Raw genomic sequence first — 15,194 nt, forward strand, 5'->3', positions numbered from 1 at the left:
AGAGGGCCAAATGTGCATGTATTGGTAGAGAGGGCTTGATATGTATGTCTTGACTGATGTATAATTGGTGCTAGGGTTATTAATGTATGCACGGGAGGGGCTAAAATGGCCAACGCAAGGAATACCGATCAGATCGAGAAGGCGAAAAACCCGCTCGAGTACCCCGAATCAGGCTACGGCAACTACGGCGGCCAGGTCCGTCAAAAGGTCATGCTCGGCGACATCATCAAGTGGATGATCGAGGAGATCGAAAAGATCGACAGCGACGAGAGCATCGACCGTGGCGAGAAGACCAAGCGCATCGGTCGGCTCGCCAAGCGCATCAAAACGAAGCTCTACGAGGACCGGCGCAAGGCGCCCGAGGATAAGCTCAAGCCCTCAAGCTATCGCCGCTATCTGACCAGGCTGCGCAATGCCGTATACGAGCAGAACTGGCGGCACCACTCCATCGAGGAGACCTGCAGGCGGGTTGCCAAAAAGCACCCGGAGTACACGCCCGAGCTCCACGCCATGGCCGAAATCACCGACATCGTCCCCCTGCGCCTGGCCTATAAGGGGCTCAAGGACAAGATCAAGCGCGACGGCAACGAGGCCGCCTATCGCGAGGTCAAGGCGATGAAAATCGACCACGAGATCATGCGCCACCTTGATCTGCCATCGGTCACGCGCGACCAGTTGTCCGACCATGCAGCCGCGGTGCTCGAGCAGCGGGCCCTCAACACTATCGACATCAGCTATCACTGGTACGTGACCACTGCCGCGCAGATGCTCGCCTCGAGCGCGTTCTCGCACCTCGCCCTGGGCATCGCCATGTCGACCGGGCGCCGGGCATTCGAGGTGCTGGCGCAAGGGCGGTTTAAGAAGGCGGGCAAGTTCGAGCTGGAATTCAGCGGCCAGGCGAAACAGCGCCTCGGCGTCGACTACGGTGCGACCTACCGCATTTACACCCTTGTCGACGCTGACATCGTGCTCGACGCCATCGCCCGCATGCGCTCGCTACCCGAGTGCGCAAGCCTGCAGGACATGGATGCAACCGAAGTAAACCGCCGCACGGCCAAGACGCTCAACACGCTCACCAAGCGGACCTTTGACGACGAGACCCGGGTTTTCAAGGACACCCGCGCCATCTGGGCGCGCATTATGTTCGAGAGCCATTTCACCCACGACCCGCGCTGGGCGAAAAAGAGCGCCGAGGTGTTCTGGCGCGAGATGCTCGGGCATGAGGACCTTGAGACGCAGGAAAGCTACAAGCAATTCAAAATTCACTATGAGGAGGCCAAGCCAGCGGCAGCCGAGCACAAGTTCTCGAGCCGCCTCGAGGGCCTGAAAACCCTAGACGAGCACCCGAAAATCAAAGGCCGCGCGGGGCTTGAGCGAATCCACGAATGGGTTAAATCGGCGATCCAGGCGGATCCCCTCGCCAAGATCAATCAACGGGCTATCTCGGTCAACGTCGGCAGCTACCGGCCCAACATCAAGGAATACTTGGAGATCGCAGCGGATGCCCTGAGTGTACCTGCGCACGCCGCTGGCGCGGTCGCCGAGGTTCCCGCCGTGGTGGCCAAGGCTAAGCCACACATGACATCGCACAAGGCGGACGATGGGGAGTGGGTTGCAGTGGCCAGCGTTAACGGGGTTGAGGTCGCGACCTTTAAAGATCCTGACCGCATGAAAGCATTGCGGGAGGCCTTTACCCTCGCTGAGAAGGCCTAAGAGTTACCACCGCTGCCCCTCCCTGGGCTGGCGCTGCAGGCGGGACCGCTGGTCCCTGCCCTACTTCAACACACGGGCTCTCGAAATCCTCATCATCCTCAAGGATCGCGAGAGTCCGGCCTACCTCATCACGAATCAAACTGTTCACCTCCATGACCTGGCCGAGCTGGGCGTCTGGCCCAACCTGCAGGATCATGCCGAGTAGAGCGTCAATCCTTCGCAAGGCCGTTGCGGCCCCGTCGATTTTGTCCAGCGCTTGCATTCTTTTAAGTCCCTCCTGTGACTAATGGCGATTTGATGCCTGTATGCGCGTACAGTCTAAACCCGTTGCCTCGATCCGAGTAGCCGTCCGGTGACGCGCCGGTCATCAAGACCGGGCGCCACCAGCGTTAGCCGACTACGGCTCCCGACGAGCGGTCACCCTCAAGCCTCACCGGCCGAGGTAAGCGCACGGTCGGCGTGCTGCAGGATGTAGCGGATCATGGTCGAATCCGCCCCGTCCGTCGCGAACCCGTGGGCGACCTCCGGCGTCAGCGCCTCGATCAGTCTCGACAAGGATTTACCGAGGGGATCGAAGGCAGAGCGGGCGGCGGCATAGATACGTTCACGCATTTCAAGCGAGGGATACTTTTCATCTAGTGCTATATCAACACTCTGCAAAGTATCCCCCGACTCGAGGATAACGGCCGCGTCGCCGTTATCCACTGCGAGGCGCGGTTCGTGCGGGTGCGGGTGCTCGTGGGTGGCCAGCGAATGCACGCCAATGGCCGCGCGGTTGCGGACGTAACCGGAGATAAACGACCAGTGCTCGGGGTTGATGCAGAAGACGCTCGCCCCACGGCTTTTACGCTTGGCAACGTCCAGGCCGAGGCGGCGCAAAATCGACTGAACGACAGTGGTTGCGCAGCAGCGCTTGGCGCCGAATTTGACCAGTTTGCCCAGGCGCAGGGCGTTGTACATTTCCGTCGAGGCCTGGGTCGCGGTGATCTTGTTGAGCACCTGGCGGCAGGCCGTCGAGCTGAATTCGCCCTCGCCCGTCATGGGGTCCACGCCAAGGATCGAGAAGACATCGCGCAGAAAGGCCCTGGCAGGCGTTTTAAAGCGGCTTTTGGTCAGCGTGGTCTTAGACTTGCGTTGCGCCTTATCGAACGCGAGAGCCTGCGCCTCGTCGCTCTGGAGCAGCTCCAAGGCGACAACCTTGGAGATACCGCCGTCGTCATAGAACGCCACGTCGTCGGCGCGGATGGTTTTGACGCCGAGGTCGTTCTCGATCTTGTACCGGTCTACGCGGGCCGACTCGGCCTCGCTGCGGATCTCCATGCGGTTAAGCCGGGCGAACTCCTCCTCGGTCGGCGTGGTGACGCTTTCGATCAGGTCCAGGCGCTGGGAGAAAACCAGCTCGCCCGCGCGTTTGCGGTTGGTGCGCGACAGCTTCGCGAGCAGCGCGTCGCCATCCATGCGCGAAACCTTGTAGCCGTCGCCGTAGAGCATGAGCAGTAGGTTATTGGCGAAATTGTTCTTCGCGCGGTTCTCGTTGGTGACGCACGAGAGATACAGCTCATCGAAGGCCGTTTTCTGGCGGCGCAGCAGGATCTCGTCGGTGGTCTCCTCGAACGAGCACGCGATCTCATCGGCCGCCACGAGGCCGCGATAAATGGCCTCGCGGTCGGTATCGCGCTGCACGTTGCTGTGGCCGATGCCGATCAGGTAGCTACGGGCGGTACGGTCGCGGCGAAGCATCTGCACCGCGTCGCTCGGGCCGACCGTGTTGCCGCTGAATAGGCCGATGTGGTGCTCGAAGTGCGGGCGAGTCATCGACACGCCGGAGCTGATGGCGGGCGAGTAGATCAGGACATCATATTTGACGGCCTCGTCGCTGGGGTTGGCGAGGAACGCCTCGACCGCTGGGTCTGACTTGGAGTCGCGGAAAATCAGCAGCAGGCGCAGGTCGGGGTTTTTCTCCAAGGCCAGGACCGCCAGGCGCTTAGCGCTCTCTGCCGAGTCGCTGGCCACGAGTACACGCTTACCGGCGTTGATGAGCTCGAGCGACTTCTGCCACACCTCGTCGGCATCGCCGAAGCGCACCGCGACATGCTCCATGGTGCCTTCGATCTCGATAATGGTAATCGGGGTGCCCGGGCACGCCTCCTCGCAGAGGCTGATAACCGAATCATTGGCATCGGCGTCGCAGAGCAGCACGCGCTTGGCCTTGGCCATCGCCTCGAGCATGGTATCCATTACCCGCACCGGCCCTTCAACGGGGCCGCTGGTGACATGGCGGATAACCTGGCTGGCCTCGTCGATGCACAGCGTGTCGAGCGTGGTAAACCAGTTGCGCTCGGTCACGGTGCTGTAAAACCGCGAGTTGGTGATCGAGTTGACGCAGCAAGCCATATGGGTGACATCGCGCATTTCGACGGCCAGGACATCCGAGTAATGGCGGATCTGCAGGCGGTTCGCGGCGTCATCCATCAGGGTAATGCGGTGCGCCAGATAACCGGCGCGCTTCGAGTTGCGCATTACCGGGCCGATCAGGTTGTCGGTTTTGCCGCTGCCCATGGGTGAGCGGACGATGATGCAGCCCTCGAGCGATTCGACGAGGTCGGCAACGTGGCTAGGAATGACCGTGCCGCCGTGGTCGGCGCGGATGCCCTTGATCTTGATATGGCGGATGCCTGGGCGGGCCAGTGCGGTCGGCGAGAAACCGCGCAGTTGCATCGCCTCTGACAGCTTGATCTTGCCCAACCACAAGGCGCGGCGCTTGATCTTGAAGGTGTTACCCGAGAAACCAGCCGGGAGCGACTTCACAACGAGGGAAATGATGTCCTTGGTGCCGTACTTGATCGGCACGAGCATCATGCCCGCATTGACTGCCGCGAGAGCCTGCGCCTCGTCGGTCGTGCTGCCCGCGCGAACGCGCTGCAGGCAGTAGGCGAAATAGTCCTTTTCAGCTTTGAGCGAGGCATGCGAGCGCAGGGCCTTCGCGGTGGCCTTGAGGCCGTAGCGGACATGGTAGTCGTTCCAGTCGGTCGGGCCGTCCTGGGTGCGTTGCGCCTCGGCCACTTCCTCGGGAGTCATGCCTGCAAAGATGAAATCCGGCAGGATGGCGCGATAGCCGTGCTCGCGGTGGATCTCGAGGGCAGCCAGGCGCCCGGCGTTGCCGACACGCTTCCACCGGTCCTCGTCGGCTGCGTTGATGATCTTGAGCTCGGGGCGGTGGCGCTTGTACTGCGCCAGCACCTTAACGAGGTTGCCAACGCTGAGCGTGATAATCACGGCAACGCTTTTTCCGCGTTCTTGTTCGGCAAGGTAGATGCTGGCGCCGGTCGCAAAGCCCTCGGCGCTATAGATGCGATCAGCGTTCTCGAGGTCGCCGATGATGAAATGCAGGCCGTCCATTTGAACGCCGGTCCCCTGCAGTTTCTTGTCGGCGTACAGGCGCTGCACGCCGCCGAAATGGCCATGGATGTCGAACAAAGGCAGGGCGGTAAACTCGCCGCCCCGGTCGCGCATGCGCTGCAGGCGGCAGACCTTGGCGATATCGCCGATTTGCTTGGCCTGCAGGTAAGGCGCCGTGCCGTCCTCATCGCCCAGGACCTCGACAAAGCCGGTGCCTGGCTTGCCGCGAGTGATAGTCGGGAACTCGTGGCGCCCGCCCTTGAACCATGCCAGCTCGAAGGCATCGCGCTCGGCAATCTTGCGGGCGTGATTCTCACGCTCAAGCTGTTCTGCCTCCTCCTGGCGCCGGGCGCGTTCCGCTGCGCGCGACTCCTGCGCCTCGCGCCATTTGACTTGCTCGTCGGTCGGAGCATGGCCGCCTTGGCGGCGATAGAGCTCGAGCAGCGCCTGCCAACCACTCCAATTGGTGGAGCCAATCGAGGCGTTGTTATGGTTGAAGGTGAGGAACGGCAGCTTGAGCCGGATGCCGCCGTCGAGCTCGACCTCGCGGAGGTCGGCCCAGGCCGCCAGCTTGCCCCGGTGCTTTTTATCGGTCCAACCGATTTTGCCCGGCACCTGCGCTTGATTCTTGTCTGCCGTGAATCTCACGGCATTAGAAATTGACGACCAGTCGAGGCCAACGTCTGCCGCAATCGACGAAATGTCGCTATAGCAGTAGTCGGCCAAGCTCTCCGGCCGGGAGTGGAATCGTTCCTGATAGAACGCTGCCAAGGCGTTCTGATGTTTCATGTCCGTCATGGTGCCCCGTGCGTAAAAACGCAAAAGCGCAAAAACGCATAGGCTTGACTCACCCAGTAACAGACCTAAACTGGCGGCGTTGTAGACGTATTCTCATATCGTCCGCCTGCGTTTTAACTGCCCGCTAAAACAGTCAAAACGATCAATCAGGTTGGCAGGTTTGCCTCTGTTGTGGGTGAGCCAAGCGAAAGGGCCGGGGCTGGTAACCCCGGCCTTTTTGCGTTTGCGCGAAAAAAGAAAAAGCTAGCGGTCGAGCGCTAGTCTATCCGTTTCTCTCTATTCAGTGAAACTCTTGTCTCTGATTATCGAATGAGCCCCCTCGAGGTCCTCATCGTCATGCCTATCACTACCCCAATCACCCGAAAATTGCCATTGATTTGAATGGCCGGGAATTGCGGATTGAGAGCCTGCAGGTAGCTTTGCGTACCATGCTTAACAATCTTCTTGAAGGTCGGCGCGGTCGGGTCTGAGTCATAGCCGACAACGAAATCGTTGACCTGGTGCTCGAGGTCGGGGTCGACAAAGATCAACGAGCCGTTTGGGAACGCTGGCCCGGCTGGCGCGTGCATGGACTCATCGGACAGCCTCAAAAAGAACCCGCGCGGGCTTTTGCTGTCGAGTGGCACCTCCCACGGCGTACCGCTTGGAAGCCCTGAAATATCAGGCTCTTGCGCCCATTGCGCCGCTTGATCCCACGGTACAACCGGCGCCCTGGTGGCGTGCTCTCGGGGTGCCTGTGGGGTGCTGGCGCTGGCGCCCTCGTCGATAAGTTGGTCGATGGTTGTGCCCAGGACCGTCGCTATTGCATGCGCCTTGTCGACTGAGGGCATTGATTTGCCTTTCTCGACCTCGCTTAGGTAGCCCGTATAGAGGGCGCCACCGGTCTCATCGCACACACGCTGCAACGTCCAGCCGAGGGCTTGTCGGCGCCGCTTGATGGCGGCGCCGATGGTAATTGGCTTTCTCATATGGACATGGTCCTCCTTGCTCATATTGTCCTCTCTGAATGCCGTAGACATCCACTCTCTATAGAGTGGATTCTCTTGCAAATTTTTCTCTATATACCGAGAATGTAGACATCTCTACTTCCCCCGCATTCAGAGAAAGAAACCTGCTATGCAGCACAGCACCGAAACCGAGATCGTGCTCGGCCACACCGCGCAGTGGTTCCAGAACTCCGAAATGTCCATGGAGCGTTTCGCCCATGACTTGCTCGCCCCTGCTCTCGAAAACGCCGAGCTCATCGAGCGCGCTCCGCGTCCCCAAGACGCCGAAGCGTTCACCAAGGCTCGCAAGGCCTGGCGCCAGCGTGTAGACCGCCTGTTCAACGGCTCGCAGCCCTTCCCGCTTGAGTGGAAGTGGGTTTGGATCAATTGCGTCGCTGAGCCGTTCCGCACTGAGATCGCGAATGATCTGCAGATCATGGCGGGCATGGTGCCGGTGGTGCGTCCTGAGCTGCGCGCAGTCAATGGCGTGGAGTCGACGCGAGCGCGTATCGCTCAAGTGATGATCGAGGTTGGCGAGTTCTTCCAGGCCGCTGCCGAGCCTGCCGGAGACGGCCGGTACTGCCGCGATGATCGCGAGGCCGCGTCCGAAATGATCGAGAAGGGCCTCGAGGCCGCTGGCGCGATCATGACCGAGCTTTTCGCCTTGGCCGCTGGCGCTGGTGTAAGCATGCCGCAAGGTCCTTTCGCTGCAATCGTGGAGGTGCGCCGTGGCTGAGAGCGCACCCGTCAAGCCGACCAAAAAACGCAAGCGTCCGCCTCGTACTGACAAGGTCCGCGAGCAGGACCGCAAGCGCCAGCAGGCCGCCGAGGAGCGCAAGCGAAAGCGTGCCGAGGAGCTCGGCGCTCGGATGCTCAAGGGTGAAATCTACGGCGCAACGTCCGACCAGCTCGCCACCATGCTCGAGGAGACGGGAAGCGAGGAGATGGAGTTCATCACCAACGCTATTCATCGCCTGTTTGAGCTGCGCCAGCGCGACCCTGTGGCGTTCGCTGCGCTGGCTGACCACAACCCCCTGCCGGAGGTGTGGCATGGCTGATTGGCTCAAGGTCTTCAAGCTGGCGCCTGGCGCAGTTGTGGTGCTGGTCAATGAGCGCCGCGAGCAGCCTGCCTATGGCGACAACGTCATTCGTTCCGAGCTGCGCTGTCGCGGTCGGATCGTCATCTCTCACCACCAGCAGTCAAGCGCCGAGGATCTCGAGCGGAATTTCGCCGAGCTGAATTTCGAAATGGCGGCGCAGTGGGTAATCAACACGGCCAAGCGCCTGAAAGAGGAGACCTCTCATTATGGCCGATGAATGCGATTTCGCTGCCGACATGGAGCTCAAGGCCGCCGATGCGTTCGTCGCCCAGCGCCTCGACCGACTGGCTGCCGCTCACCTGGCCGATTCGGCTGAGGTGTGCGCGTGCGGTACCGCGATTCCCGAAGCTCGCCGCAAGGCAGTCCCTGGCGTGCTGCGCTGCACGTTCTGCCAGGTCAAGGCCGAGCGCCGAGGGGTGACCCATGGGCGCGCGTGAAACCCTGACCCTTGGTTGGTCCGGCGAGGCCTCCTCGCTGCCCCAGGGCGGCCCGGCATTCATGCTGGTAGACGAGCCTGTCACCCGCCCGGCCGCTCGAGCGCCCCGCCCTGCCCGCCGCGTCATCGACGCGCAGGTAATCAGCTCCATGCGCGATCTGGTGCTCGCTTCCTTCCTCGGCTCGCAATTCGCCCAGGACCGCGACAACCCGGGCCCGACGCCTTACACGACCGAGGGCACGCGAGACTGCCGCCCTGCGGGTCTGACCGATGCCGATCTCAAGACTCGAGGCGCTGAGGACCTCAAGCGTATTACCACGCGAATTCACGCCAGCGAGACCCGGCCCAAGAAAAAGGGCGGGGTGCTGCTAGGGCCGTTCGCCTATCAGGACGCGCACGTAATCAAGGCCATCGGTGGCCTGGCGCCTGAATACGGCCAGTGGTTGCGCTACGCCTACGGCGACTCGCGCCAGTGGGAAGACGAGCAGGGCGCGGTCGTGGCGCTGTGGAAGCGCGCCGAGCCGCTGTTCGGCAAGGTCCAGACCAAGACGTTGAAGAACATTCGCGCATTGGCGCACCTGGCCACCCAGGCCGGTAAAGAGCGGATGAATAGCGGCCGTGAGATTCACGACAGCGAGAAATTGATGCAGTTGCTGCAGGTCAAGCGCGGCAACTTCGACGTTCAGTGGGCGCCTCGGTGGAAGCTCTACGCAGAGCAGATTGAGAGACTCGACCGAGACGCCCTGGAGGCCCTGGCAAAAGCCCTGGGCGATTTCGATTTTGTCATTGATGGTCGCGGTGTCGGCCCGGAGGTGGAATGTGGGAGCGCTCAATCAATTTCTGATGCGGCTGTGCGGGCGAAGAAAAGCGTTGGAGTCGGGCTCAAAACCGGCGAAGCGGCCATCCTTCGCATATCCGGCAAGCTCCTCCCAGGGGGCGCCATCGACGCTTGCTGGTGTACCGATATCAGACCCCCTGCACCCGGCCAATCCGATTGGACTATACGCGCTGAGCCTTGCGCAGCATGCGACCGAGGAGCCTACGCGCTCGAGCCCCTCGAGCGACTCGAGCTGCGCCTCGAGCGACTACGGGAGCAGTTGGTCGGGCGGGGACTCGTGCTCGAGCTCGGCAAGCGATTCGTCGAGCCCAAGTAGTTACGACTGATGACCTGCATTCACTGCGGCACCGCACCAGAGCTGCGCAAGGATCCCGCGACCGGCCGCGTCATGGTCGCGTGCCCTGAGTGCAAGGCTCGGGGCGACGCGGCCATCCATGATGCCCGCGCCTGGCTGTCCTGGGAGCTGGTAAACGACGACACCATGCCGCGCCACGGCTGCCGGAATGGCGCCTATCCGCGATTCATTCAGGTCAAAGGGCAATGGGGCTACGGCTGCAAGGCCTGCGGTTTCGCTGACATAGGGTTTGCCACGCTCGAGGGCGCCGTCGCTGGCTGGATGCGAGAGCATCGACACGCAAATGCGTAAATACGCAAAAACGCAAAAACGTATGGAGGTTGTATGTTCTCGATTCCTGGGCGATTCCGCTCGCTGCGCAAGCGCTGGATGCTCGCGAGGTTCAGGCGCCTATTAAAGCGCGGGAAGGCCATCGAGCCTCGCCCCGAGGATTGTCGTTGCCCTATTTGTTCCGAGCGCGTAATGCCCAAGCTGAGGCCTTTGCAGGTTAAGGTTCATCTCCTGCAGGTAAAGATAAATCGCCGTTACCCGGGAACGCTGCCTCGGCATCGAATCCTTTGAAAAGCGCAAAAACGCCTTTACGCAAAAACGTAATGGCGTTTTTTTTGGCCTGTCCTGTTGACAGAATTTAGATAAAAATGGCAATATATCCATGCTGTCATAAAACCGTTAAAGCCCGCCTAGATGCGGGCTTTCGCGTTTCTACGCGCCAGGAAAGCCTGGTCACCATCTTCTGAGCCTCGCCATCGTGCGGGGCTTTGTCGTTTCTGGAGGCCCGCAAATGGGCAAGGAAGTCGTTACTACGGCCGCCAACATCTCGCTTGGGACGGAGGCGGCCAAGGCGGCCCCGTTCGCAGCGGCATTCATGGTCGGCGGCCTTACCGCGATGGAGTGGGCCTATATCTTGGCCGCTGCTTACTCGGGGCTGCTCATCATTCACTTTGTGGGCAGTAAGTGGTTTCTGCCGCTGCTGCGCCTCATCAGGAAGGGCCGAGCGGCCGGGGGTGCTGAATGACTCCGCTGCTGCAGCGAATCATTGCAGCGGTCACGCTGTCGCTGACGCTGGCGGGTTTCACCGTCAACGAGACCGGCCTCCCGGCGCCGGTTGAGCGGGCCGCGATCATGGCGGGGCTGATGGTCCTCACGCCTGAAATGGAGGGAACCGTCTATCAGGCGTACCCGGATACGGGCGGCGTCTGGACGATCTGCACCGGCCACACGAAAGGCGTTAAGCGGGGCGATGTGGCCACTCCCGAGGAGTGCGCTCTCTACCTGCAGGGCGACCTCGGCGGCGCGGTCGATTTCGTCATGCGTCAATTCCCCACGGCGACCATCTGGCAAAAGATCGCGCTCGCCGATTTCGTCTACAACCTCGGCGCACCGGCCCTGCTCAAGTCCACGCTGTACAAGCTTGCCAAGGCCGGTAAGTGGCGCGAGGCGGCCGACCAGTTCCCGCGCTGGGCATACGTTGCGGGGCTTGACTGCCGGATCCCTGCGAACAAGTGCCAGGGCATCCCCAAGCGCCGCGAGATGCAGCGCTCTCTCTTTCTGGTGGGCTTATGACTCGATTTATCGCGGCTCTTGTCGCAAGCCTGGCCGTCCTCGGCTGGGTCTATGTCGCTGGTTACGCCTCCGGCAAGTCCAGCGAGCAGGGCAAGGCCAAGGACGCCGAAATCAAACAACTGCGCGAGGCCTTCGCGCAGGGCCAGGCGGTCGGCCAGGTGCGCGACGTTGTCGTCACCGAGTACGTCGACCGCGAGCGGGTCATCTACAAGACCGGCAAGACCATCACCAAAGAGGTTCCCGTCTATGTCACTCCGGCAGCTGATGCAGCCTGCACTCTTACTCGCGGCTTTGTCCGGTTGCACGACGCCGCCGCCGCAAACGTACTTCCCGGACCCGCCGAGCCTGCTGATGCAGGACCCGCAGGAATTGCGCTCTCTACCGCAACCGAAGTCGTCTCGGACAACTACACCGCCTGCCACGCCAACCGAAACCAGCTCGTAAAGCTGCAGAAGTGGTTGCGCGAGGCGAAACAAGCCACGCTGGAGGCCTCGGCCCATGAATAGCACCGATCAGAAATTCGATTCCGTTCTCGCCAGCCTGGGCCTGCCAGGTCCTCGCGTTACCTTGGCCATGGTCGAGGAGGTGCTCGCCACGGTCACCTATGACACCCGCGTCATTCCTGGCACTACCTGCACCCAGGCTACGGCCATTTTGCCGACCGGCTTTGTCGTCGGCCGTGGTGAGGCGGCGTGCGCTGACCCTGCGAACTTCAATCCGGCCCTTGGCATCGAGCGCGCCATCAGCAAGGCGCGCGACAATGCTCGCGACGAGATCTGGAAGCTCGAAGGCTATCGCCTGTCGCAGGCGCTGCACGAGGCGCGACATGGCACGGCTAGCGCAGCGCTGCAGCAAATCCGCACGGTACTGCGCGCGGGCAGGGTGTCGATACCACTCACAGTCACCGAATGGGCAGCCGATGCTCTGCCATTGGGGTCGACGCCTGGCTCTATCGACCTGGGCGTTTGCAGTCGGGTCCGGCGTGCGGCTCAAGCCGTGACGCTGGAGATCGAGCCGGGCTCGCAGGATGCGGGGGCAGCCGAGTGAGCCCGGTGTTTTGTCGGCTGCCAGCGGCAGTCGCAGCGCACCTTGACGGGCTTGAGCCCGAGGAGCGTGACAGCTTCCTCGAGTCTCTGGCTCGCAAGGTCCTCGAGGATGCGAGCGACCGCATCATCCTCGGCGGCGTCGGCGGGTGCGCCCCGGCAGGCCTGATGCACCATCATGGTGCGCCTAGCCGAAATGGGTCCTCCCTCGGGGGTGGCCCTCTCACGGGGCGAAACACCGCCGCGTTCGCGCGTGTCTGACCGGATTTTTCCGGTCCTTTCTTCAATACCTAAAGCCCGTCGCCAAGCGACCCGCCTGACCGTGAGGCCAAGCGCGACGCGGCTTTGCGTATTGACGTAAAAGCGTAAAAACGTAAAAACGCAAAGGACTAAATGCGTTTTTACGTTTATGCGTTTAACCGTCGAGGTCCTTTCTCCCCATGGGCAAGATCATCAGCCGAAAGGAGCTGGCTGACCTGATCGGGAAATCCGAACGCTGGGTAAGCAAGCTCATCGAGGAGGGCCTGCCCGTCGCTGGTGGCGGCGGCAAAGGCAACCCCCTGCAGATCGACAGTCAACAAGCCATCGAGTGGCTCATCGCGCAGGCACTGCGCAGCGAAATCGGCGACGACGACGAGGAAGACGGCCCGGGCGGCGGTGCCAAGTCTGAGGATCGCCTGCTCAAGCGAGCCCGTCGCGAAAAGCTGCAGATCGATATCGACCTCGCCCGCAAGCGCTTGGCGCCGGTTGATGGCGTCGTGTTTTTTCTCAACACCATCGCGGCCGTGTATGCGACGCAGCTCGATGCTGTGGGGAGCCGCCTTGCAAGTGACCTGGCGGTGATCGATGACCCTGCAGAAATCCGAGCAAAGCTATTTGACGAGACGAGGCGCATCCGCGCAGCTACTGCCGACCGTCTCGAACAAAGAGCACAAGAGCTCGTTGCTCAAATTGGCAGTCTCGATATCGACACTATCGAAGACGGTGAAAGCGCCGCCGAGGCGGACGGCTGACGAATGGGCTCGCGACAAGCGCGTAATGCCACCGGCCGCGCCGATTCCTGGGCCGTTCAACCCTGACGCTAACCCGTACATGCGCCCGGTCGCCTGGGCCTTCGCGCAGCCTTGTTTCTCCCGCGTCACGTTCGTGATGGGAACGCAGATGGGCAAGTCGGTCACGATGGAAAACGTCTGTGGTCACCGGCTCGATGAGGACCCAACGCCGATCATGTATGTCGCGCCGACCGCGCCGCTGCTCAAGAGCACGGTTGTCCCGAAATTCATGGACATGATTCGCGGCTGCGAGTCGCTGCTCAAGAAATACCACGAGGCGACATCCTCAACGTTCGTTAAGTGGATCGGGGCCGCCAAGCTGCGCTTTGCCTGGGCCGGTTCGCCGACCGAGCTGGCCGCTGATTCGGCTGGCTTGATTTTGGTCGACGAGGTTGACCGAATCGTCAACACCAAGGAAGGCGACACGCTCGAGATCATCGAGGCCCGTGGCGACGCCTATGTCGACTCGAAGGTCGGTTACACGGCAACGCCGCTGCGCGGAAAGATCGTCAAGGTCCTCGACGAGCGCACCGGCCTGTGGCACTGGGAAATAGCCAAGCCGGAGGCGGTGAGCTCGAAAATCTGGCGCCTCTGGCAGACGGGGACCCGTCACGAGTGGGCGGTCCCGTGCCCGCACTGCGGCGAATACTTCGTGCCGTGGAGCGACCTCATCTGGTGGCCTGGTAAGGGCACGGCCGAGGAATGCACGCCCGACGAGGCCGAGGAGCATGCCAGGCTGACCTGTCCTAACAGCGGTTGCATGATCGAGGACAAGTGGCGCCCCTGGATGAACAAGCGCGGCATTGCGGTCGCGCCTGGCGAGAGCGTGAAGTCGGTAGACGGTAAGCCGGTGCGTAGTGGCCTGGCGGATACCGAGGGTTTTACGCATTACTCGATCTGGATCTCGGGGCTTTGCAGCTTCGCGGCGAAAAAGTCTTACGGGTTCCTGGCGAAAAAGCTGCTCGGCGCCATGCGCAGCGGCGATGCCGCCACCCTGCAGGGCGTCTACAACACCGGTTTTGGCGAGTGCTATTCGGAGGTTGGCGACGTTCCAACGTGGGAAGCGGTCAAGGGTGAGCGCTACGGCTACCCCGAGGGGCGTGTCCTGCTGCCGCCTGAGCGGATTTTCTGCACGGTCGACGTTCAAAAGCGCGGCCTTTATTACGTTGTGCGGGCCTGGTATCCGGGCATGGGCTCGGCGCTCCTCGAGCATGACTATCTGGCGGGCGATACCGACCGCGAGGAAGTGTGGGACGCCTTGGGTGATTTGCTCGAGCGTGAGTTCGACGGCTATCCAATTACAGCGATGGGCATCGACATCGGCTATCGAGATGACGAGGTCTATACCTTCCTGCACCGCTACCCGAGTCGGGTTATCGCCATGCGGGGCCGCGAATCGCTGCCAATGCCGTTCAAAAAGGAGCTGGTCGAGCAGAACAAGCTCGGCAAGACCCGCAAGCGTGGCGACAGCCGCCTCGCGTTCGACGCAACGCTCTCTAAGCGCTGGGTGCATAGCCGGATCGGCGTTCCTGACAACCGCACCGGCTGGTGGCTGCTGCACCAACAGGTGAGCAACGACTACTGCAGGCAGATTGTCGGCGAGGAGTGGAGCGAGGAGGACGGCAAGTTCAACAAGGTCGGGGAGAACCATTACCTCGACTGCGAGGGCATGCAATACATCCTCGCTTTGCGCGAGAAGCTGCACCGCCGCAAGCGCGGCGTGCTGACCAAGGCGCAGTTAAAGGCGGCTATCAAGGTCGCCCAGGGTGAGCCGCTCGAGGTCGACCCGGAATCAACCGCGGCTGATGCTCCCGCCCCCGTACCGGAGGCGGCCGAGCGCGAGCCCGTGGCCCCGTCTGCGGCCCCGCCCAAGCGCCGGGGCCGCTTCAAGATCAACCGCAAGTGATGACC

The 15,194-nt window shown here is 61.8% G+C and carries 15 protein-coding genes; 13 read left to right on the top strand and 2 right to left on the bottom strand.

Going from position 1 to position 15,194, the window contains the following annotated elements; all coding sequences use genetic code 11:
- The first annotated feature begins 105 nt into the window (after positions 1-105).
- Positions 106-1,713: a protelomerase family protein gene (locus QSV36_RS03455; protein ID WP_289129877.1), complete on the top strand. Its 1,608-nt coding sequence runs from the start codon at positions 106-108 to the stop codon at positions 1,711-1,713.
- Positions 1,714-2,136: 423 nt separating this feature from the next.
- On the opposite strand, the gene QSV36_RS03460 is transcribed toward QSV36_RS03455, so the two are convergent.
- Together QSV36_RS03460 and QSV36_RS03465 are read right to left on the bottom strand one after the other, a co-directional pair.
- Positions 2,137-5,910 carry a plasmid replication protein, CyRepA1 family gene (locus QSV36_RS03460; RefSeq protein ID WP_289129878.1) on the bottom strand — a complete coding sequence of 1,258 codons (3,774 nt, stop codon included), beginning with the start codon at positions 5,908-5,910 and terminating at the stop codon, positions 2,137-2,139.
- 302 nt (positions 5,911-6,212) lie between these two features.
- Positions 6,213-6,902, bottom strand: a complete 690-nt coding sequence (locus QSV36_RS03465) for a helix-turn-helix domain-containing protein (protein ID WP_289129879.1) — start codon at positions 6,900-6,902, stop codon at positions 6,213-6,215.
- Between the two features lie 124 nt (positions 6,903-7,026).
- Here QSV36_RS03465 and QSV36_RS03470 point away from each other — a divergent pair, with 124 nt between their 5' ends.
- The 12 genes from QSV36_RS03470 (at position 7,027) to QSV36_RS03525 (ending at position 15,189) form a co-directional block, all read left to right on the top strand.
- Positions 7,027-7,632 (top strand): phage regulatory CII family protein, encoded by a 606-nt coding sequence (locus QSV36_RS03470; protein WP_289129881.1) that lies wholly within the window; start codon positions 7,027-7,029, stop codon positions 7,630-7,632.
- Entirely contained in the window at positions 7,625-7,954 is a 330-nt protein-coding gene (locus QSV36_RS03475; protein ID WP_289129882.1) for a hypothetical protein, read from the top strand. Before QSV36_RS03470 ends, QSV36_RS03475 begins: the two co-directional genes overlap by 8 nt.
- The gene (locus QSV36_RS03480) at positions 7,947-8,213 is read left to right on the top strand and encodes a hypothetical protein (RefSeq protein ID WP_289129885.1); all 267 of its coding nucleotides are present in this window, start codon (positions 7,947-7,949) and stop codon (positions 8,211-8,213) included. Before QSV36_RS03475 ends, QSV36_RS03480 begins: the two co-directional genes overlap by 8 nt.
- Complete coding sequence (locus QSV36_RS03485) at positions 8,203-8,433, top strand: TraR/DksA C4-type zinc finger protein (RefSeq protein WP_289129887.1); 231 nt, start codon at positions 8,203-8,205, stop codon at positions 8,431-8,433. Before QSV36_RS03480 ends, QSV36_RS03485 begins: the two co-directional genes overlap by 11 nt.
- Positions 8,420-9,586 (top strand): bacteriophage antitermination protein Q, encoded by a 1,167-nt coding sequence (locus QSV36_RS03490; protein ID WP_289129889.1) that lies wholly within the window; start codon positions 8,420-8,422, stop codon positions 9,584-9,586. The genes QSV36_RS03485 and QSV36_RS03490 overlap by 14 nt, the downstream gene beginning before the upstream one ends.
- Positions 9,587-9,595: 9 nt before the next feature.
- The gene (locus QSV36_RS03495) at positions 9,596-9,916 is read left to right on the top strand and encodes a hypothetical protein (protein WP_289129891.1); all 321 of its coding nucleotides are present in this window, start codon (positions 9,596-9,598) and stop codon (positions 9,914-9,916) included.
- A gap of 490 nt (positions 9,917-10,406) precedes the next feature.
- Positions 10,407-10,640, top strand: a complete 234-nt coding sequence (locus QSV36_RS03500) for a hypothetical protein (protein WP_289129892.1) — start codon at positions 10,407-10,409, stop codon at positions 10,638-10,640.
- A complete protein-coding gene (locus QSV36_RS03505; RefSeq protein WP_289129893.1) occupies positions 10,637-11,188 on the top strand; it encodes a lysozyme in 552 nt (183 codons plus the stop codon). Before QSV36_RS03500 ends, QSV36_RS03505 begins: the two co-directional genes overlap by 4 nt.
- Positions 11,185-11,694, top strand: coding sequence for a hypothetical protein (locus tag QSV36_RS03510; protein WP_289129896.1), 510 nt, complete (start codon positions 11,185-11,187; stop codon positions 11,692-11,694). The genes QSV36_RS03505 and QSV36_RS03510 overlap by 4 nt, the downstream gene beginning before the upstream one ends.
- Entirely contained in the window at positions 11,687-12,235 is a 549-nt protein-coding gene (locus QSV36_RS03515; RefSeq protein ID WP_289129897.1) for a Gp49 family protein, read from the top strand. The genes QSV36_RS03510 and QSV36_RS03515 overlap by 8 nt, the downstream gene beginning before the upstream one ends.
- 436 nt (positions 12,236-12,671) lie before the next feature.
- On the top strand, positions 12,672-13,244 hold the full coding sequence (locus tag QSV36_RS03520) for a terminase small subunit (RefSeq protein WP_289129899.1): 573 nt from the start codon (positions 12,672-12,674) through the stop codon (positions 13,242-13,244).
- A 25-nt stretch (positions 13,245-13,269) separates the two neighbouring features.
- On the top strand, positions 13,270-15,189 hold the full coding sequence (locus tag QSV36_RS03525; RefSeq protein WP_289129901.1) for a terminase gpA endonuclease subunit: 1,920 nt from the start codon (positions 13,270-13,272) through the stop codon (positions 15,187-15,189).
- Positions 15,190-15,194: the final 5 nt, after the last annotated feature.

The organism is Pseudomonas sp. BCRC 81390 (assembly GCF_030341915.1).
GTDB lineage: Bacteria > Pseudomonadota > Gammaproteobacteria > Pseudomonadales > Pseudomonadaceae > Aquipseudomonas.